Source organism: Sphingomonas sp. SUN039 (assembly GCF_024758725.1).
GTDB lineage: Bacteria > Pseudomonadota > Alphaproteobacteria > Sphingomonadales > Sphingomonadaceae > Sphingomonas_O.
This window is the reverse complement of record NZ_CP096972.1, coordinates 2737799-2754824: the sequence shown is the minus strand read 5'-3', so window position 1 is coordinate 2754824 and position 17026 is coordinate 2737799. Positions and strand designations below refer to the sequence as shown.

Sequence of the window (17026 nt, the reverse complement as noted above, 5' to 3'; positions counted from 1 at the left end):
CCCTTGCGCTTTCGACGGTTTCCGTAAGCGCGGCATCGGACAGTGACAACCACGCTGTGCAGATGCAGCAAAAACACGGCCCTAACCGCTTGAGACTGGCGGCACCCGCGCGTATAGGCCGCGACTGTGACGGTCCCCCGCGCGTATCCCCGCGCCGGACCACGCGCCTAAAGGGATTGATTTCGTGAGACTGCTGACACCTGTGCTGATCGCTCTCGGGCTGGCGTTTTCTGCCCCCGTGATCGCCCAAGGAACGCCTGTCGCCGCTACGGCAACGGCAACCAATGCGACTGTTGCGGCTACGCCCGCCATCGCTGCACCGGCGGAACTCAAACCGGTCGCCGATATCGGCCAGCCCATCCCCAATGGCTATGCGCTCCAGCCGCAGGTCACCAAGAACGGCGAATTCGCGCTGTGGATGCACAACTGGCTGTTGATGCCGATCATCACCGCGATCTCGATTTTCGTGCTCGGCCTGCTGTTCTGGGTCGCGTTCCGCTATCGTCGCGCCGCCAATCCGGTGCCGTCGACGACGTCGCACAACACCCTGATCGAAGTGATCTGGACTCTGGTGCCGGTGCTCATTCTGGTCGGCATCTCGATCCCGTCGATCGGCCTGCTTGCCGCGCAGTACAAGCCGGTCGGCAAGGATGCGGTGACGATCAAGGCGACGGGTAACCAGTGGTTCTGGTCGTACACCTATCCCGATCACGGCGATTTCGAGATCGTGTCGAACATGCTGACCGACGAACAGGCCAAGGCAAAGGGCGAACCCCGCCTGCTGGGTGTCGACAACCGCATCGTCGTGCCGGTCGGCGTACCCGTGCGCGTGCTGACGACGTCGAACGATGTCATCCATGCCTTTGCCGTGCCCGCGCTGTGGACCAAGATGGACGCCGTTCCCGGCCGCATCAACGAAACCAGCTTCACCATCGAAAAGCCCGGCGTTTACTACGGCCAGTGCAGCGAACTCTGCGGTGCGCGCCATGGCTTCATGCCGATTGCCGTCGAAGCGGTGCCTGCAGCGCAATTCGCACAGTGGATCGCGTCGAAGGGCGGCAAGATGCCGGGCAGCAAGCCCGCGGCGACCGAACCGGTCGGCACGGCAACGCCGCAAGCGCCCGCACCCGCCGCCCCTGCTCCCATCACCCCGGCGCCCGTCGCCGCGACCAAGGGTTGACCCCGATGACTGCTGCAACCGCAAACGCCTTTCAGGCTCACGCCGACGACCACGCGCATGACGCGGACCACAAGCCCGGGTTTTTTGCCCGCTGGTTCATGTCGACCAACCACAAGGACATCGGGACGCTCTACCTGATCTTCGCGATTACCGCCGGGATTATCGGCGGCGCGATTTCGGGCCTGATGCGAATGGAACTGGCGCAGCCCGGGATTCAATATCTCGGCATGTGGACGTCGATGATGGGCGGCGACGGGTCGAACCTCAACGAAGCGCTCCATATGTGGAACGTGCTCATCACCGCGCACGGCCTGATCATGGTGTTCTTCATGGTCATGCCCGCGATGATCGGCGGCTTCGGCAACTGGTTCGTGCCGATCATGATCGGCGCGCCCGACATGGCCTTCCCGCGCATGAACAACATCTCGTTCTGGCTGCTGGTACCCAGCTTCTCGCTTTTGCTCGGTTCGTCGTTCTTTTCGGGCGGCACCGGCATGGGTGCAGGCACCGGCTGGACGGTCTACGCGCCGCTGTCGACCGTCGGGTCGCAGGGTCCGGCTGTCGATATGGCGATCCTGTCGCTCCACCTCGCGGGTGCCTCGTCGATTCTCGGCGCGATCAATTTCATCACGACCATTTTCAACATGCGCGCGCCGGGGATGACACTGCACAAGATGCCGCTGTTCGTGTGGTCGGTGCTGGTCACCGCCTTCCTGCTGCTACTTGCCCTGCCGGTGCTCGCGGCGGCGATCACGATGCTGCTCACCGACCGCAATTTCGGTACGACCTTCTTCGATGCGGCGGGCGGCGGTAACCCCGTCCTTTACCAGCATCTCTTCTGGTTCTTCGGCCATCCCGAAGTGTACATCATGATCCTGCCGGGCTTCGGCATCGTCAGCCAGGTGATCTCGACCTTCTCGAAAAAGCCGGTCTTCGGCTATCTCGGCATGGCGTACGCGATGGTCGCGATCGGCGTTGTCGGCTTCATCGTGTGGGCCCACCACATGTTCACCACCGGTCTCAGCGTGAACATGAAAATGTATTTCACGGCGGCGACGATGGTGATCGCGGTGCCGACCGGCATCAAGATCTTCAGCTGGATCGCGACGATGTGGGGCGGCTCGCTGTCGTTCAAGACGCCGATGATGTGGGCGATCGGGTTCATCTTCATGTTCACCGTCGGCGGCGTGACCGGCGTCGTGCTCGCCAACGGCGGCATCGATACGTACATGCAGGACACTTATTACGTCGTGGCGCACTTCCATTATGTGCTGTCGCTGGGCGCGGTGTTCAGCCTGTTCGCGGGCTTCTATTACTGGTTCGGCAAGATGTCGGGGCGGCAGTACAACGAGTTCCTCGGCCAGGTGCATTTCTGGATGTTCTTCATCGGCGTGAACGTGCTGTTCTTCCCGATGCATTTCCTCGGCCTCGACGGCATGCCGCGGCGCATTCCGGATTATCCGGACGCCTATGCGTACTGGAACCACATCGCCACGACCTATGGCTATTCGCTGATGGCGCTGTCGATGGGCGTGTTCTTCGTGAACCTGTTCTGGTCGCTGCTCGCGGGCAAAAAGGCGGAAGGGAATTACTGGGGCGAAGGGGCGACGACGCTCGAATGGACGCTGTCGAGCCCGCCGCCGTACCACCAGTTCGAGACGCTGCCGGTGGTGGACTGATCTAAAGCCCCTCCTCCTTTAGGGGAGGGGTTGGGGTGGGGAGTCTGAACGCTTCCCATGCTAACAGTTGGAGGGTGGACAGGCCCCACCCCAACCCCTCCCCTAAAGGAGGAGGGGCTAAGGACGCAAAATGACCACGACCGCCCTCACGACATCGCTCCCCGCCGATTGGCGCGATTTCTTCGCGCTGACCAAGCCGCGTGTCATGCGTTCGGTCGTTTTCACGGGACTATGCGGGATGATCGCGGCCCCGGTATCGCTGCCGCCCGCGCTCGCTTTCACTGCCGTGCTGTGCATCGCGATGGCAGCGGGCGCGGCGGGCGCGCTCAACCAATGGTATGAGGCCGACATCGACGCGATGATGCGCCGCACCGCCAGCCGGCCGCTCGCGGCAGGGCGCATGGACCGCCAGGCCGCGCTGCATTTCGGCGTTGGACTCGGCGTCGCGTCGGTGCTCATCATGGGGCTGGCGACCAACCTGCTCGCCGCCGCGCTGCTAGCCGGGTCGATCCTGTTTTATGTGTTGATCTACACCGTCTGGCTGAAGCGGATCACGCCGCAGAACATCGTGATCGGCGGGGCGGCGGGCGCGTTTCCGCCGCTGATCGGCTGGGTCGCGGCGACCGGGCAGGTCGACCTGCTGCCCGTCCTGATGTTCACGTTCATTTTCCTGTGGACCCCGCCGCACAGTTGGGCTTTGGCGCTCCGCATCCGTGACGATTATGCCGCAGGGACCGTGCCGATGATGCCGGTCGTGGCGAGCGCGCGTAGCACTCGCCTCCAGATGCTCGGCTATGCCGTACTGATGGCAATCGTCGCGGTCGCGCCTTGGCCGCTCGGCCTGACCGGTGCGTTCTATGGCATGACGGCGCTGATCGGCTCGATGATCTTCCTCGCTATCAATATCCGGGTCGTCACCGATGCCGCACCGATGCCCAAGGACATGCGTTCGGAAAAACTGCTCTTCCTCTATTCGATCGGCTATATGCTCGTGACCTTCGCCGCACTCGCGCTCGACCGGACGGTCTTCGCATGACTCCCGACGATCCGAACCGCGCCGAGTTCGATCGCCGCCGCAAGTCGCGCGCCATTGCGACCGCGCTGATCCTCGGGGGGCTTGTCGCGCTGTTCTACTTCATCACGCTTGCCCGCATCGGCTCGACGGTTTCGTAATGGACCCGATCCGGCGCACGGCATTACTGGCAGTGATCGGCGTCGCCGGCATGACCGGCCTCGGTTTTGCCAGCGTGCCGCTCTACCGGATGTTTTGCGAAGCGACCGGCTTCGACGGCACGACGCAGCGCGCCAATGGCCAGCTGGTGCGCGCGGTGCCCGGCAAGACGGTCGAAATCCGCTTCGACGCCAATCATGTGCCGACGCTCCCCTGGTCGTTCGCGCCCGAAAAGCCCGACCAGATCGTGACCATCGGCGAAAAGAACATGGCGTTCTTCACCGCGACGAACCATGCGCGCTATCCGGTCACAGGGCGCGCGACGTACAATGTCACGCCGAGTGCGGCGGGCGGCTATTTCGCCAAGGTCCAGTGCTTCTGCTTCACCGAACAGACGCTGCAACCCGGCCAGAGCGTGCGGATGCCGGTCATCTTCTACGTCGATCCCGGCATTGCCAAGGATGTCGATGCGAAGGCGATCCAGGCGATCACGCTCAGCTACACCTTCTACCCGATAGACGACGCGCGTGTGCGCGGTTAAACGACCAGCAAACCAGACTCTCGACAAGACTAGGGACGAACCATGGCCGGTGCCAAGAACCACGATTACCACATCCTGCCACCCAGCATCTGGCCGCTGGTCGGGGCGTTTTCGGCGCTGATTATGGCGTCGGGCGGCATCATGTGGATGCACAAGGCCCCCTCGGGCGGGCTGGTGTTCGGGCTCGGCTTCACCGCGATCCTCGCCACCTTCTTCGGCTGGTGGGCGCAGGTCGTGAAGGAAGCGCACGCCGGCGACCACACCCCCGTTGTGTCGCTCCACCTGCGCTACGGTATGATCCTGTTCATCGCGTCCGAAGTCATGTTCTTCGTCGGCTGGTTCTGGGCCTGGTTCGACTTTTCGCTGTTCCCCGCTGCGCTCGATGTGGTGAAGGATCATGCGACCGGTGCGATGACGGTGACCAACATGGTCGGCCAGTCGGGCGCAGCCGCTATCGAGCAATGGCCGCCCAAGGGGGTCGAGATCATCGACCCGTTCCACTTCCCGCTGCTCAACACGCTGATTCTGCTGTGTTCGGGCACCACCGTCACTTATGCGCACCACGCGTTGATCCACGGCGACCGGCAGGGGCTGAAGACCGGTCTCTGGGCGACGATCCTGCTCGGCATCCTGTTCTCGAGCATTCAGGCGTACGAGTATGTCCACGCGCCGTTCGGCTTCAAGGGGCTGAACTATAGCGCGGCGTTCTTCATGGCGACGGGCTTCCACGGCTTCCACGTCATTGTCGGCACGATCTTCCTGATCGTCTGCCTGATCCGCAGCTACAAGGGGCACTTCACCCCGCGCCAGCATTTCGGCTTCGAGGCGGCGGCGTGGTACTGGCATTTCGTTGACGTTGTGTGGCTGTTCCTGTTCATCGCCGTCTATGTCTGGGGCGGCTGGGGCGCACCGGTCCACGGAGGCTAAGTGAGCCGCTGGCACCTTGCGCAGATCAACGTCGGGCGGCTGGTCGCCCCGCAGGACGACGCGCAGGTTGCCGGTTTCTTTGCCGAGCTCGACCGGATCAATGCGCTCGCCGATGCGAGTCCGGGCTTGGTCTGGCGGATGCAAAGCGAAAGCGGCAACGCGACCGATATCTTGCCGACACCCGACCCGCGCTTCATCGTCAACATGTCGGTGTGGACCGATGCCCAAGCACTGTTCAACTATGTCTATCGTACCGGGCATACGGAAGTGATGGCGCAGCGGCGGCAATGGTTCGAACGGTCGGACGCGACCTATCAGGCATTGTGGTGGGTGCCCGCGGGGACCGAACCGTCGATCGAAGAAGGGCTGGCGCGTCTGTGGCGGCTCGACCGCTTCGGGCCGACCCAACAGGCCTTCACCTTCAAGGCGCGCTTCCCCGTACCGGGATTGCCCGGTGCGCCCATCGATATGAATCCCGACCCGTGGTGCGCGGGTCGCGCCTGACGCCCTTTGGTGGCACTCCCTCCCGATAACCTTGCGGTGCTCGCGCTGAGGGGCGGCTGTCCGCAATGCGGCGCGCGCACGCTGTTCGGCGGCATGATTTCCTTCGCGCCGAAATGCCGCGCTTGCGGCCTCGATTATGCGGCGTTCAATGTCGGTGACGGGCCGGCGGCATTTCTGACCTTGATCGTCGGCGCGCTGGTCGTGATCGGCGCGGTCAGCCTCGAACTGGCCGTCGGTCCGCCGTTCTGGGTTCACCTGCTGATCTGGCCCGCCGTCACGCTCGGCCTGGTCATTGGCGGCTTGCGCGTGGGCAAGGCGGCGCTGCTCATTTCCGAATACCGCAACGCCGCGCGCGAAGGTAAGCTTCGCCCATGAAGCGCCTGCCACTTCTGCCAACCCTCGTCGTCGGCCTCGCTGTTCTTACCATGATCGCGCTCGGTGCGTGGCAATTGCAGCGGCGCGGGGAAAAGGCCGCGCTGGTCGCGCGCTATGCGGCGAACCTCAACCTGCCACCGATGGCTTATCCAGAACTGGCGCCAGTCCCGGCCGAAGCAATGTTCCGCACGAGCCAGGTCCGGTGCCTCCGCGTCGCCAACTGGCGTAGCGAGGCCGGACGCTCGGCACAGGGACGCAGCGGGTATCGCCATATCGCCGATTGCGTGACGGGCGCGGAGGGGCCGGGCGCGCTCGTCGATCTCGGCGTGTCGTCCGACCCCGCGCAACAGGTCGCATGGAACGGTGGCACCGTCGATGGTGTCATCACGACCGAGCCGAACCATGCCAGCCTGATCGGGCGACTGTTCACACGCGAGCCGGCACTGCGTCCGATGTTGGTCGCCACCGCCCCCGCAACCGGTCTTGCCGCCAGTGCCCCGCCCGATCCGTCGGACGTGCCGAACAATCACTTCGCTTATGCCGTGCAATGGTTCGTGTTCGCGGGGGCTGCAGCGGTGATCTATACAATGGCTCTGCGGCGAAAATCGAAGTCTGGCTCGGGTAGTTGACTCTTTGTTCGGACTCATGATTACCTGACACTTCTGTCAGGGGAGAGTCGTATGTCGAAATGGGTATGTAAACCGGATGGCTCGATCCAGTGCGAGGACATCGCCGGTACGCCGCTTGACGTTGCCAGAAAACAACTTGCAGCTATTATCGGCGCTGACGAAATTCTCAATGCTGTCCAGAAACATGTCATCGTTCCGCAGACGTGCGGCTTGCCTACGGGTACGCTCAACGCATTCGAGTTGACCGACACCGGATATTTCATCCTTTTTCACGGCTTTGTCGGTCCGCTTGGATTCAAGGACTGTCCTCACGAAATCGCCGCAGCGCTCGGGGATGGCGCTGTCGCTGCGGGGCCTCTGGCAGCTGGGGTTGTCAATCGTATCTCCGGGCTGACCAGCGTTCACACGACACCGGTTTTGATCCGTGATCTTCTCGGACGGATGGTTCGCGCCTACCATCCCGGAGACGCGCTTACCGAAGATCTGAGACCTGAACGGGTGAACATCGAAATCGCCAACGGTCGCATCGCCGATATCTGGTTCGGTTAGCACGCCCTCGTCGCACTCGCGGTCGTCAGGCGGCGTCGTGAAAAATGATGCCGAGAGTGAAGCGCTCGCCTGAGTGTAGCTTGCTAACCCCGTGGCGCATTTGCACCCGATAGGGACCGCGCGCGCCCTGCACCGGTCGCTCGCGCACCGGAAACACCACCGCGTCGCCCTGTCGTAACGGCACGACGGCGGCGCGCGATTGCATGCGCGGGCGCTGTTCGGTGAGCACGAACTCGCCGCCGGTGAAATCGCGTTCCGGCTCCGACAACAGGATCGCGACCTGCAACGGAAACACCTCCGCCCCGTACAAATCCTGATGCAACGCATTCCAGTCGCCGGGTCCGTAGCGCAGCAGCAACGGCGTCGGGCGGGCTTGCCCGGCGGCATGGCACCGCGCGCGGTATTCGGCGTGGGTGGCCGGGTAGGACTTCCCCGTCCCGAGCACTCCAGCCCAACGATTGGCGATCTCCGCCAGTGCCGGATACAGCCCCGCGCGCAACGCCTGCACCGCCCCAGGCAAGGGATCGCCGAAATACCGGTAAACCCCCCGCCCAAACCCGTGCCGCGCCATGTTCACTTCGCTGCGAAAGAGGGTGGGGGTGGTCCATGCGACCCGCATCGCGGCGCAATCATCGGCGGAGAGAAGCGAGGGGAGAACGGCCCAGCCGTCATCCGACAGCGATTGGGCGAGCGCGGTGGGGTCTGAGATCATGCTGGCGGTACTAAGCGGTTTCGGCGATCAAGCGTCCCGAAACTTGCGTCCGAAGTTCAGGCAGCGCGCTTTTGCACGGTGAGTTCTAAGTCTAACGCGCCCAAAACTGCTGTGAGCGTTTCAAGCGTCGGATTCCCGTCTTCGGACAGCGCCGTATAAAGCGCCTGTCGGCCAAGCCCTGTCTTGCGCGAAATCTCTGTCATCCCCTTGGAGCGAGCGACGACTCCTAAAGCGCGCGCGATGTGGGTTGGATCATTGCCCTCCATTGCCGCCTCAAGAAAATAGAGAATATCCTCTCCTGACTCGAGATAGTTGGCAGGGTCAAAGGGGCGAAGTTCCATCACTAAACTCTATCTCGGCCTTGAGCCGCTTTGCGTTTGCAATATCTCGTTGCTGCGTTCGCTTGCCACCACCGCACAACAGAATGACAATCTCGGTCCCGCGCTGGCAAAAATAGACGCGATAGCCCGGCCCATAATCGATCCGCATTTCCGAGATGCCGCTTCCCGCACTTTTCACATCTCCGAAATTGCCGTCTGCGGCTCTTAACAGTCGGTCGGTAATTTTTGCCAACGCGCGGCGATCACGTAGCAACGGCAGCCATTCCGAGAAAGCCGCAGTCTGCGCTACGCGGAACTTATGTCCTTCATAAAGGACATTTGTCATTGCGTCAACATCGAACGCCATCAAACCTAAATCCTTCTATTGGTTTGATGCTAAAATAGCGGAACGGATTGATCAGCAACAGCGCACCCTATCGCCCCTTGCCCCACTTCCGCTGCGTCTTCCCGAACCGGTCCTTCCGCGTCCCTGCCTTGCCCTCGTTGCTCCGCCCCATGATCGGGGCCGCCGACACGGCCACCCCCGGTAGCCCCAGTTCCTCCGCCTCAAGCGACCGGATTTCGTCGCGCAATCGTCCGGCGGTTTCGAACTCCAGATCGCCTGCGGCTTTCCGCATCTTCTTTTCGAGGTCTTCGATGTACGCGCGCAAATTGTGGCCGACCATGTGGGGGCGGTCCTCATCGATCTCGATCGTCACCTGATCGCGCGATGACAAGTGACTGATCACATCACCGATGTTGCGCTTGATCGTTGCGGGGGTGATGCCGTTCGCGGCGTTATACTCCAGCTGCTTCTCTCGCCGCCGGTCGGTTTCGCGGATCGCGCGTTCCATGCTGCCCGTCATGCGGTCGGCGTAGAGGATGACCCGCCCATCGACGTTGCGCGCGGCACGGCCGATGGTCTGGATCAGCGAGGTTTCGGAGCGCAGGAATCCTTCCTTGTCCGCGTCGAGAATGCACACCAGCCCGCATTCGGGAATGTCGAGCCCCTCGCGTAACAGGTTGATCCCGATAAGAACGTCGTACACGCCCAGCCGCAGGTCGCGGATCAGCTCGATGCGCTCCAGCGTCTCGACGTCGCTGTGCATGTAGCGGACCTTGATTCCGGCTTCGTGCAGATATTCGGTCAGATCCTCGGCCATCCGCTTGGTCAGCGTGGTGACGAGCGTCCGATAGCCCGCCGCCGTCGTCTTGCGGACTTCGTTGATGCAATCGTCGACCTGATCCTCGACCGGCTTGATCTCGACTGGCGGGTCGATGAGTCCCGTCGGGCGAATAACCTGTTCGGCGAAAACGCCGCCGGTCTGCTCCATTTCCCACGCACCGGGGGTGGCGGAGACGCACACCGTCTGCGGGCGCATCGCATCCCATTCGTTGAAGCGCAACGGCCGGTTGTCGATCGCCGACGGCAGGCGGAACCCGTATTCGGCCAGCGTCAGCTTGCGGCGGTGATCGCCACGCGACATGCCGTTGACCTGGCCGATGGTGACATGGCTTTCATCGACGAACAGCAGCGCGTTTTCAGGCAGATATTCGAACAGGGTCGGCGGCGGTTCGCCCGGCATCCGCCCGGTCAGGAAGCGCGAATAATTCTCGATCCCCGCACAACTGCCGGTCGCCGCGATCATCTCGAGGTCGAAATTGGTGCGCTGTTCCAGCCGCTGCGCTTCGAGCAATTTGCCCTCGATCACCAGTTCCTTCAGCCGCTCGGCCAGCTCGTGCTTGATCGCCTCCATCGCCTGTTTCATCGTCGGCCCGGGCGTGACGTAGTGGCTGTTCGCATAGACGCGCACATAATCGAGCAGCGCGGCCTTCTTGCCCGTCAGCGGGTCGAACTCGGCGATGCTTTCGATCTCGTCGCCAAAGAACGAAATGCGCCACGCGCTGTCCTCGTAATGCGACGGGAATATCTCGAGATTGTCGCCGCGCACGCGGAAATTGCCGCGCTGGAATGCGGCGTCGTTACGCTTGTACTGGAGCGCGACGAGCTTCCTGATGATTTCCGACTGCTCGACCGTCTGCCCCTTTTTCAGGTCGAAGATCATCGCCGAATAGGTCTCGACCGACCCGATGCCATAGAGGCAGGACACCGATGCCACGATGATCACATCGTCGCGTTCGAGCAACGAGCGGGTGGCCGAATGCCGCATCCGGTCGATGCTCTCGTTCACCGAGGATTCCTTCTCGATGTACGTATCCGACCGCGCGACATAGGCCTCAGGCTGATAATAATCGTAATAGCTGACGAAATATTCGACCGCATTGTCGGGAAAGAACGACTTCATCTCGCCATAGAGCTGCGCAGCAAGGATCTTGTTCGGCGCGAGGATCAGCGCGGGCCGCTGCAGTTCCTCGATCACCCGCGCCATGGTGAAGGTCTTGCCGCTGCCGGTGACGCCAAGCAGCACCTGGTTGCGTTCGCCGGTCAGCGCGGTGTCGACCAGCTCGGCAATCGCCGTCGGCTGGTCGCCCGCCGCCGTATAGTCGGACACGACCTTGAAGCGCTTGCCCCCTTCGACCTTGGGCGGGCGGGCAGGGCGGTGCGGGACGAAATCCGCCGCTGTTTCGGGTTCGTCGAGACTCGTGCGGATAGCGATGGACATAAAGGGAACGATAGGGGGTGGGAGCTTTGGTTACAACGATCTCGATTCTACAGGACGGAATATGTCGTGCAGGTGGCAATCGGCCAGCAACTCCTCCGGACGGCTTTCGGTTGCTTCGATTATCCGGTCGAGAAATTCATCCCACGAGTCCGCGATGACATACATGTCCACGTCGTCGCGCCCGAAGACGATGACCTGTGCTTTTTTGCCCCTTTGGCCCGGGTCGAAATCGATACCGATATAGTTGCCGCCATGATCTTCGATGACAGGCAGCCATTTGATATGAAAATACTTTTTCCGGATCGCCCGGGTAGGGTAGCTGGTAATGTCCAGCTCGCGATCGAAATTGTAAAAGGTCCGCTTCACCTTTGTGGTGCCGTCACCGAAGATGGCAAATTCCAGCTCGTCCCATCTGTAAGTCTCGTATTCGAGCTTATGGAGCTTTGCAGCCAGCTCCATAACCTCAGATTGTCGGTCAGGCTGAACATCGAGAATAATGCATTCCTCCTCCGACGTCCTTGCCTGCTGAAAGAAGTAGGGGCCGCCATAGGAATCTGCCGAGCAGTCCAACGTCAGCTTGTGCCAGCGACCGTCTGAGCGGCGGGCGCAGCCTAGCCGCTCGATTTCGGCGCGGTGGATGGAGGCGATTGCGTCGATGATGGTTTCAGAACGCTCCGGATCGTCAACATAAGGATCGGGTGGTTTGATCAGGTCTTTGGAGAATTCGAGGCTGGCAATGACCCTCTCCACTGTCATGACTCCATGCCCGATGAAGGCAGCGTTGTTTCCAGTGCTGGCTCCGCCATAACTGGCAAAGAGTTCAACCAGCTCCGGTGGAAGCGGCTCTCCCAGAAGATTTTCGATATCGGCGATCCGTTCAGGCGATTTGACCGCAACCAAAGCGCACCCGATGTCGGCACCGCTTGCGGCATACCACCGAATGATTTGTTCGAATTTGGCGATAGTGCTCATCGATCGTCTCTGATTCGCCACTCCGGGAAAAGGAGAAGAACATAAATCGAACAGAAATGCTATTGGTGTTATCGTAGCGGATTGAATCATCTCGGCGAGCCGATATGTTTCGTCGTATGCGGGCGCTTCGCCCTGACTGACAACGGGGAGAAACGACAATGATCGGCTATGTCACCGTCGGGACCAACGACATCGCCAAGGCGCGCGCCTTTTACGATGCGCTGCTCGCCGAACTGGGCGCGACGCGGATGATGGAATTCGGCGACGAACTCGGCGGCTTCACCATGTGGGGGGCGTCATGGGACAAGCCGGCGCTCGCGGTGACGGGCCCTCATGACAAGCAGCCCGCGACGGCGGGCAACGGCAATATGACCGCGTTCATCCTCGACACCCGCGCCAAAGTCGATGCGCTCCATGCCAAGGCGCTGGAACTCGGCGGCAGCGACGAAGGCGCGCCCGGCCTGCGCGGCGACGACGGGCCGCAGGCGTTCTACGGCGCGTATTTCCGCGATCCGGAGGGCAATAAATTCTGCGCGTTCCGCACCGGCCCTGCGTCCTGATGCGCGCGGCCCTCGGCTGTGGTCCGGCCCTGTTGCTGGCAAGCTGCGGTGCGCCCGAGTCCGGCCCGGAGGTCGTGCTCGATCGCGGCATGTGGAAAATCACCACCGAATTCAGCACGCCGAAGGTCGATGGGTTGAGCGTCGACGACCTGCGTGCCAAATTTCCCAAGAACAGCGAGATCAGCGAATGCACCCAGCCAGTGCTCGCAGGGGGTCGGGCGTTGCTGCGCCGCCTGTCGCTGTCGGGCGGTTGCGCGATCGACAGTTCGACGATCGAAAACGGCGTGGTGAAGGGGGCGGGGCTGTGCGACAGCATCATCAACCAGCGCGCCGTCAAGGCCGACAAGCTCGAGACCGACAACTGGCTCAAGATCGACGGCACCTATGCCCCCGATTATGCAAAGATAGAGGGCGACATCGTCGTCACCATGACCGAGGATAGCGGTTCGACCGCGCGCTTTACCGCGGCGGTCACCCACACCGCCGAACGTACCGGAGACTGCAAATGATGCCTGTCCGACTGTTGCCCGCCCTTGCCCTGGTTCTGGCTACGCCCGCGCTCGCCGAGCCCGATTATGCCGCCGCGATCCGCGCCGATTACGATGCGTCGGGCGCGGCGCTGTTCGACTATTTCCATCGCAATCCCGAACTGTCGTTCAAGGAGGTCAACACCGCCGCGCGCATGGCGAAGGAATTGCGCGCGATCCCGGGCATCGTCGTGACCGAGAAAATCGGTGGCACCGGCGTCGTCGGGGTCATGAGCAACGGCGCGGGGCCGACGGTGCTGGTCCGCGCCGACATGGACGGACTGCCGGTCGAGGAAAAGACCGGGCTGAGCTATGCGTCCAAGGCGCACCAGGTCGGCGTCGATGGCGTCGATTCGCCCGTCATGCATGCCTGCGGCCATGACACGCATATCACCGCGATGGTGGCGACGGCGAAGCGGCTGGCGGCGATGAAGGACCGCTGGTCGGGCACGGTGCTGTTCATCGTCCAGCCTGCCGAGGAACGCGTCGGCGGTGCGAAGGCCATGCTCGCCGACGGGCTGTATACGCGGTTCAAAAAGCCCGATTACGCGCTCGCCTTCCATGTCGCGTCACAGCTTGCGGCGGGCAAGGTGTCGGGGTCCGAAGCGATCCAGTATTCCTCGTCGGACTCGGTCGATCTTACCGTGCGCGGCGTCGGCACGCACGGCGCGGCACCGCAGCTGGGCAAGGATCCGGTCTATATCGCGTCGCAGATCGTCGTTGCGTTGCAGGGGATCATCAGCCGCGAGAAAGGGCCGCTCAGCGCCGGGGTCATCACCGTCGGCGCGTTCCATGCCGGGACGAAGCACAACATCATTTCGGACCACGCCGACCTGCAGATTACCGTGCGGTCGAACGACACGCCGACGCGCGACCTGCTGATCGCAGGGATCGAGCGCGTGGCCAAGGGCGTGGCGGCGGCGAACGGTGCGCCCGAACCGGTCGTGAAGGTCGTCGAATCGACGCCGGTCACGACCAACGACGCGCCGCTCGCGCGGCGGATCAATGCGGCGTTCGTCCGTGAACTAGGCGCAGCAGCAGTGCCCAAATTCGAACAGAAAGACATGGGGGCCGAAGACTTTGCCCATTTCGTCGCGCCCGACCTGAAAGTGCCGGGCTTTTACTTTGCGGTTGGCGGCACGCCGCAAGCGGCCTTCGATGCGGCCAAGGCGGGCGGGCCTGCCGTGGCGGGCCATCACTCGGGGCTGTTCAAGGTCGATCCGAAAGCCAGCGTGGTCACCGGCGCAACCGCGATGACGGTGGCGGTGATGGAGTTGCTGGGGAAGAAATAGGGCTACGCCTAACCCCTTCGACACAGTGGAAGGGGTTAGGCACCCTCCAGATCGCGCCCTCTCGTCTCGGGCAGCATCCAGAACGCGCAGGTCATCACCGCGAAAACGGCGGCGGCGTACCAGTAGAATCCGCTCTCATGCCCCGCCTTTTTGAACGACAGCGCGACGAATTCGACCGACCCTGCGAGGACCGTGTTGCCGACCGCATAGGGAAAGGCGACGCCCAAAGCCCGGATGTACGGCGGGAACAGTTCGGCCTTCACCACGCCGTTCGTCGCGCCATAGCCGGCCTGCAATGTGGTCAGCACGAGCAGGATAAGCAGCGCGACCAGCGGTACGGTCGTGACGGCAATGGTCGAGAACACCGGCACGACGAGCAGGGTGAGACTGACGCCTGCGATCATCAGGCAGCGCTTGCGGCCGATCCGGTCCGAAATCGCGCCCCATACCGGCTGCATCAGCACCGACCATAGCAGCACGCCCATCATGATGAAGGTCGCGGTCAACTCGTCGAACTTTGCGGTCCCTTGCAGGAATTTGAGCATGTAGGTCGTGAAGGCATAGCTCGCCATGCCGCCGCCACCCGACATGATCGCGACGAGGATGACCGAGCGCTTGTGGTCGCGCCACAGCTTCCTTAGCGTCGAAGGCGAATCTTCGACGACATGGTCGCTGCCGGCAAGGTTTTCGAAGGCGCGCGTTTCCGCCAGATTGCGGCGGATCATGAACACGCCGACTGCGAGCATTGCGCCGATGACGAAGGCAAAGCGCCATGCGCCGCCCCTGATTGCCTCCTGCCCGATGGTCAGCTGCATCGTCAGCGACACCAGCAGCGCCAGCAACTGGCCGCCGAGCAACGTCGCATATTGGAAGCTCGACCAGAAGCCGCGTCCTTTGTCGGGTGCCATTTCGGAAAGGTAAGTTGCGCTCGACCCGTATTCGCCGCCGATCGACAGCCCCTGCACGATCCGCGCGAGCACGAGGATGATCGGGGCAGCGATCCCGACCTGCGCGTAAGTCGGGGCAGCAGCGATGACGAGCGACCCACCCGCCATCAGCGCGACCGACAAGGTCAGCCCCGCCTTGCGCCCGCGCCGGTCGCCGTACATGCCCATCAGCCACGCGCCGATGGGCCGCATCGCAAAGCCGAGCCAGAAAATCCCCGCCGTATTGAGCAGCTGCGCCAGCGGGTCGGCCTTGGGGAAAAAGGCGGGCGCGAAATAGATCGCGAAAATCGTGAAACTATACCAGTCGTACCATTCGACCAGATTGCCCGCCGACCCGCCGATGATCGAGCGCAGCCTTTTGGTGTCGATGGCCATGCGCCGTTCCCCCTTCAAGTCGTGGCGGTTATGCGACGAAGCGGCGGCGGGGGGCAAGCGGCGCGGCTTGTGTCGGCGCGCGCGGGGCAATAGGCCTTGCGGCATGAAGCGTGCGGTCGTCACGATCCTTGTTGTTTCGCTTGCCGGGCTGGCGGGCTGCGTCGCGCCGCCCGCGCAACCGGCCGATCCGCGTCCGGTCTCGCGGCCGACGGTTGCGCCACTGCCGACAGTCGCGCCGGTTGCTGTAGCCGAAGGCGCGGTTGCGCCCGGCGTCTGGACTTATGGCAGCGACGCGCGGGGCTCGCGCGCCCTGTTCGGACAGGCGGGCAGCGACGCCCTGCTCGTCCTGCGCTGCGACCGCGCCGCGCGCCGTGTCTATCTCTCGGTCCCGGGTAATGACGCGGGCACGCTGACCTTGCGCGCGAGCAATTTGGTCAAGGGCGTGGCGGCGCGCCCGACCGGCGCAACGCCCGCCTATGTCGCGGCCGAACTCGCGCCGACCGATCCCGTCCTCGACGCGCTGGCGTTCAGCCGAGGGCGCTTCTCGGTTGCGATCGACACGCGGCAGACGACGGTGCCCGCCTGGCCCGAATTCACGCGTGTCGTCGAGGATTGCCGCGCCTGACATTTGCTGCGGCGCGAAGTTCCGAATCATGACGGCATAAATTTTTTTCCACAAGTCCTTGATTGGCGACTCGCAATGATTCAGATTCGTGTCGTGGCCGCTTTTGGTCACGGGCTTTTAGCGAAGGGAGGTGATCCGATGTCTCATGGTTCAGCTTGTGGCACGGAGAATTTCGTTCGGGAGCATGCCGCCTAATCACTGAAGCGGCCATGGTCTCCCGGGCTCGAGATTTCATCTCCGGCCGCTGACCATGCAAAGGGTCGCCGGGGCGTAAGGCGCTCCGGCGGCCTTTTCTTGTTGGGCCGCGCCCACGAAATAGCCGAGCTATTTCGGGCCACCTGCGGCCCAACCGGACGGCGGGGCCAACAGCCCCGACCGACGACGACACGGCTTTGCCGGGTCGGAAACCCCTGCCGTAGAAATGACTGAAAGGCTGTGGATTGCAGACAGTCCGGTTTTGTCGAAAACAACATCTTAGTTGACGCTAGGCTTTCTAAAGAGCCATGCGACCAAGGCA

General features: G+C 62.7%; 20 protein-coding genes. 14 read left to right on the top strand and 6 right to left on the bottom strand.

Annotated elements, in window-relative coordinates; genetic code table 11:
* Window positions 1-184: 184 nt before the first annotated feature.
* From coxB to M0209_RS13420, 10 genes are all read left to right on the top strand, one after another.
* Window positions 185-1180: a cytochrome c oxidase subunit II gene (gene coxB / locus M0209_RS13465; protein ID WP_258888782.1), complete on the top strand. Its 996-nt coding sequence runs from the start codon at window positions 185-187 to the stop codon at window positions 1178-1180.
* Between the two features lie 5 nt (window positions 1181-1185).
* Entirely contained in the window at window positions 1186-2859 is a 1674-nt protein-coding gene (gene ctaD / locus M0209_RS13460) for a cytochrome c oxidase subunit I (protein ID WP_258888781.1), read from the top strand.
* Between the two features lie 130 nt (window positions 2860-2989).
* The gene (locus tag M0209_RS13455) at window positions 2990-3895 is read left to right on the top strand and encodes a heme o synthase (protein WP_258888780.1); all 906 of its coding nucleotides are present in this window, start codon (window positions 2990-2992) and stop codon (window positions 3893-3895) included.
* A complete protein-coding gene (locus M0209_RS13450; protein WP_258888779.1) occupies window positions 3892-4032 on the top strand; it encodes a hypothetical protein in 141 nt (46 codons plus the stop codon). The genes M0209_RS13455 and M0209_RS13450 overlap by 4 nt, the downstream gene beginning before the upstream one ends.
* Entirely contained in the window at window positions 4032-4571 is a 540-nt protein-coding gene (locus tag M0209_RS13445) for a cytochrome c oxidase assembly protein (RefSeq protein ID WP_258888778.1), read from the top strand. Before M0209_RS13450 ends, M0209_RS13445 begins: the two co-directional genes overlap by 1 nt.
* A 42-nt stretch (window positions 4572-4613) precedes the next feature.
* Window positions 4614-5498, top strand: coding sequence for a cytochrome c oxidase subunit 3 (locus tag M0209_RS13440; RefSeq protein ID WP_258888777.1), 885 nt, complete (start codon window positions 4614-4616; stop codon window positions 5496-5498).
* Window positions 5499-6002 carry a DUF3291 domain-containing protein gene (locus M0209_RS13435; RefSeq protein ID WP_258888776.1) on the top strand — a complete coding sequence of 168 codons (504 nt, stop codon included), beginning with the start codon at window positions 5499-5501 and terminating at the stop codon, window positions 6000-6002. It begins immediately after the preceding gene.
* Between the two features lie 6 nt (window positions 6003-6008).
* On the top strand, window positions 6009-6377 hold the full coding sequence (locus M0209_RS13430; RefSeq protein ID WP_408988205.1) for a DUF983 domain-containing protein: 369 nt from the start codon (window positions 6009-6011) through the stop codon (window positions 6375-6377).
* A 50-nt stretch (window positions 6378-6427) separates the two neighbouring features.
* Complete coding sequence (locus tag M0209_RS13425; protein ID WP_258888774.1) at window positions 6428-7006, top strand: SURF1 family protein; 579 nt, start codon at window positions 6428-6430, stop codon at window positions 7004-7006.
* A gap of 51 nt (window positions 7007-7057) precedes the next feature.
* A complete protein-coding gene (locus M0209_RS13420; RefSeq protein ID WP_258888773.1) occupies window positions 7058-7555 on the top strand; it encodes a hypothetical protein in 498 nt (165 codons plus the stop codon).
* A 25-nt stretch (window positions 7556-7580) separates the two neighbouring features.
* Here the strand turns inward: M0209_RS13420 and M0209_RS13415 are convergent, their stop codons facing one another.
* The 5 genes from M0209_RS13415 to M0209_RS13395 form a co-directional block, all read right to left on the bottom strand.
* The gene (locus tag M0209_RS13415) at window positions 7581-8267 is read right to left on the bottom strand and encodes a 2OG-Fe(II) oxygenase (RefSeq protein WP_258888772.1); all 687 of its coding nucleotides are present in this window, start codon (window positions 8265-8267) and stop codon (window positions 7581-7583) included.
* Between the two features lie 56 nt (window positions 8268-8323).
* Window positions 8324-8608, bottom strand: coding sequence for an addiction module antidote protein (locus tag M0209_RS13410; protein ID WP_258888771.1), 285 nt, complete (start codon window positions 8606-8608; stop codon window positions 8324-8326).
* Window positions 8589-8954, bottom strand: a complete 366-nt coding sequence (locus tag M0209_RS13405) for a type II toxin-antitoxin system RelE/ParE family toxin (protein WP_258888770.1) — start codon at window positions 8952-8954, stop codon at window positions 8589-8591. The genes M0209_RS13410 and M0209_RS13405 overlap by 20 nt, the downstream gene beginning before the upstream one ends.
* Before the next feature lie 67 nt (window positions 8955-9021).
* On the bottom strand, window positions 9022-11211 hold the full coding sequence (gene uvrB / locus M0209_RS13400; protein ID WP_258888769.1) for an excinuclease ABC subunit UvrB: 2190 nt from the start codon (window positions 11209-11211) through the stop codon (window positions 9022-9024).
* Window positions 11212-11241: 30 nt separating this feature from the next.
* Window positions 11242-12183 (bottom strand): SMI1/KNR4 family protein, encoded by a 942-nt coding sequence (locus M0209_RS13395; protein ID WP_258888768.1) that lies wholly within the window; start codon window positions 12181-12183, stop codon window positions 11242-11244.
* Between the two features lie 158 nt (window positions 12184-12341).
* On the opposite strand from M0209_RS13395, the gene M0209_RS13390 reads away from it, so the two are divergent.
* From M0209_RS13390 to M0209_RS13380, 3 genes are read left to right on the top strand one after another with little or no spacing between them, the layout of a single operon-like run.
* On the top strand, window positions 12342-12743 hold the full coding sequence (locus M0209_RS13390; protein ID WP_258888767.1) for a VOC family protein: 402 nt from the start codon (window positions 12342-12344) through the stop codon (window positions 12741-12743).
* A complete protein-coding gene (locus tag M0209_RS13385) occupies window positions 12743-13252 on the top strand; it encodes a hypothetical protein (protein ID WP_258888766.1) in 510 nt (169 codons plus the stop codon). The genes M0209_RS13390 and M0209_RS13385 overlap by 1 nt, the downstream gene beginning before the upstream one ends.
* Window positions 13249-14562 carry an amidohydrolase gene (locus M0209_RS13380; protein WP_309547066.1) on the top strand — a complete coding sequence of 438 codons (1314 nt, stop codon included), beginning with the start codon at window positions 13249-13251 and terminating at the stop codon, window positions 14560-14562. Before M0209_RS13385 ends, M0209_RS13380 begins: the two co-directional genes overlap by 4 nt.
* A 35-nt stretch (window positions 14563-14597) precedes the next feature.
* Here M0209_RS13380 and M0209_RS13375 read toward each other — a convergent pair whose 3' ends face one another.
* Entirely contained in the window at window positions 14598-15884 is a 1287-nt protein-coding gene (locus tag M0209_RS13375) for an MFS transporter (RefSeq protein ID WP_258888765.1), read from the bottom strand.
* Between the two features lie 103 nt (window positions 15885-15987).
* On the opposite strand from M0209_RS13375, the gene M0209_RS13370 reads away from it, so the two are divergent.
* Window positions 15988-16509, top strand: a complete 522-nt coding sequence (locus M0209_RS13370; protein ID WP_258888764.1) for a hypothetical protein — start codon at window positions 15988-15990, stop codon at window positions 16507-16509.
* The last annotated feature ends 517 nt before the right edge of the window (window positions 16510-17026 follow it).

Excerpts from the sequence above, each read along its gene's own strand:
- ctaD (WP_258888781.1), top strand. The coding sequence starts at position 1,186 with ATGACTGCTGCAACCGCAAACGCCTTTCAGGCTCACGCCGACGACCAC.
- M0209_RS13455 (WP_258888780.1), top strand. The coding sequence starts at position 2,990 with ATGACCACGACCGCCCTCACGACATCGCTCCCCGCCGATTGGCGCGAT.
- M0209_RS13450 (WP_258888779.1), top strand. The coding sequence starts at position 3,892 with ATGACTCCCGACGATCCGAACCGCGCCGAGTTCGATCGCCGCCGCAAG.
- M0209_RS13445 (WP_258888778.1), top strand. The coding sequence starts at position 4,032 with ATGGACCCGATCCGGCGCACGGCATTACTGGCAGTGATCGGCGTCGCC.
- M0209_RS13440 (WP_258888777.1), top strand. The coding sequence starts at position 4,614 with ATGGCCGGTGCCAAGAACCACGATTACCACATCCTGCCACCCAGCATC.
- M0209_RS13425 (WP_258888774.1), top strand. The coding sequence starts at position 6,428 with ATGATCGCGCTCGGTGCGTGGCAATTGCAGCGGCGCGGGGAAAAGGCC.
- M0209_RS13420 (WP_258888773.1), top strand. The coding sequence starts at position 7,058 with ATGTCGAAATGGGTATGTAAACCGGATGGCTCGATCCAGTGCGAGGAC.
- M0209_RS13415 (WP_258888772.1), bottom strand. The coding sequence starts at position 8,267 with ATGATCTCAGACCCCACCGCGCTCGCCCAATCGCTGTCGGATGACGGC.
- M0209_RS13410 (WP_258888771.1), bottom strand. The coding sequence starts at position 8,608 with ATGGAACTTCGCCCCTTTGACCCTGCCAACTATCTCGAGTCAGGAGAG.
- M0209_RS13405 (WP_258888770.1), bottom strand. The coding sequence starts at position 8,954 with ATGGCGTTCGATGTTGACGCAATGACAAATGTCCTTTATGAAGGACAT.
- uvrB (WP_258888769.1), bottom strand. The coding sequence starts at position 11,211 with ATGTCCATCGCTATCCGCACGAGTCTCGACGAACCCGAAACAGCGGCG.
- M0209_RS13395 (WP_258888768.1), bottom strand. The coding sequence starts at position 12,183 with ATGAGCACTATCGCCAAATTCGAACAAATCATTCGGTGGTATGCCGCA.
- M0209_RS13390 (WP_258888767.1), top strand. The coding sequence starts at position 12,342 with ATGATCGGCTATGTCACCGTCGGGACCAACGACATCGCCAAGGCGCGC.
- M0209_RS13385 (WP_258888766.1), top strand. The coding sequence starts at position 12,743 with ATGCGCGCGGCCCTCGGCTGTGGTCCGGCCCTGTTGCTGGCAAGCTGC.
- M0209_RS13380 (WP_309547066.1), top strand. The coding sequence starts at position 13,249 with ATGATGCCTGTCCGACTGTTGCCCGCCCTTGCCCTGGTTCTGGCTACG.
- M0209_RS13375 (WP_258888765.1), bottom strand. The coding sequence starts at position 15,884 with ATGGCCATCGACACCAAAAGGCTGCGCTCGATCATCGGCGGGTCGGCG.
- M0209_RS13370 (WP_258888764.1), top strand. The coding sequence starts at position 15,988 with ATGAAGCGTGCGGTCGTCACGATCCTTGTTGTTTCGCTTGCCGGGCTG.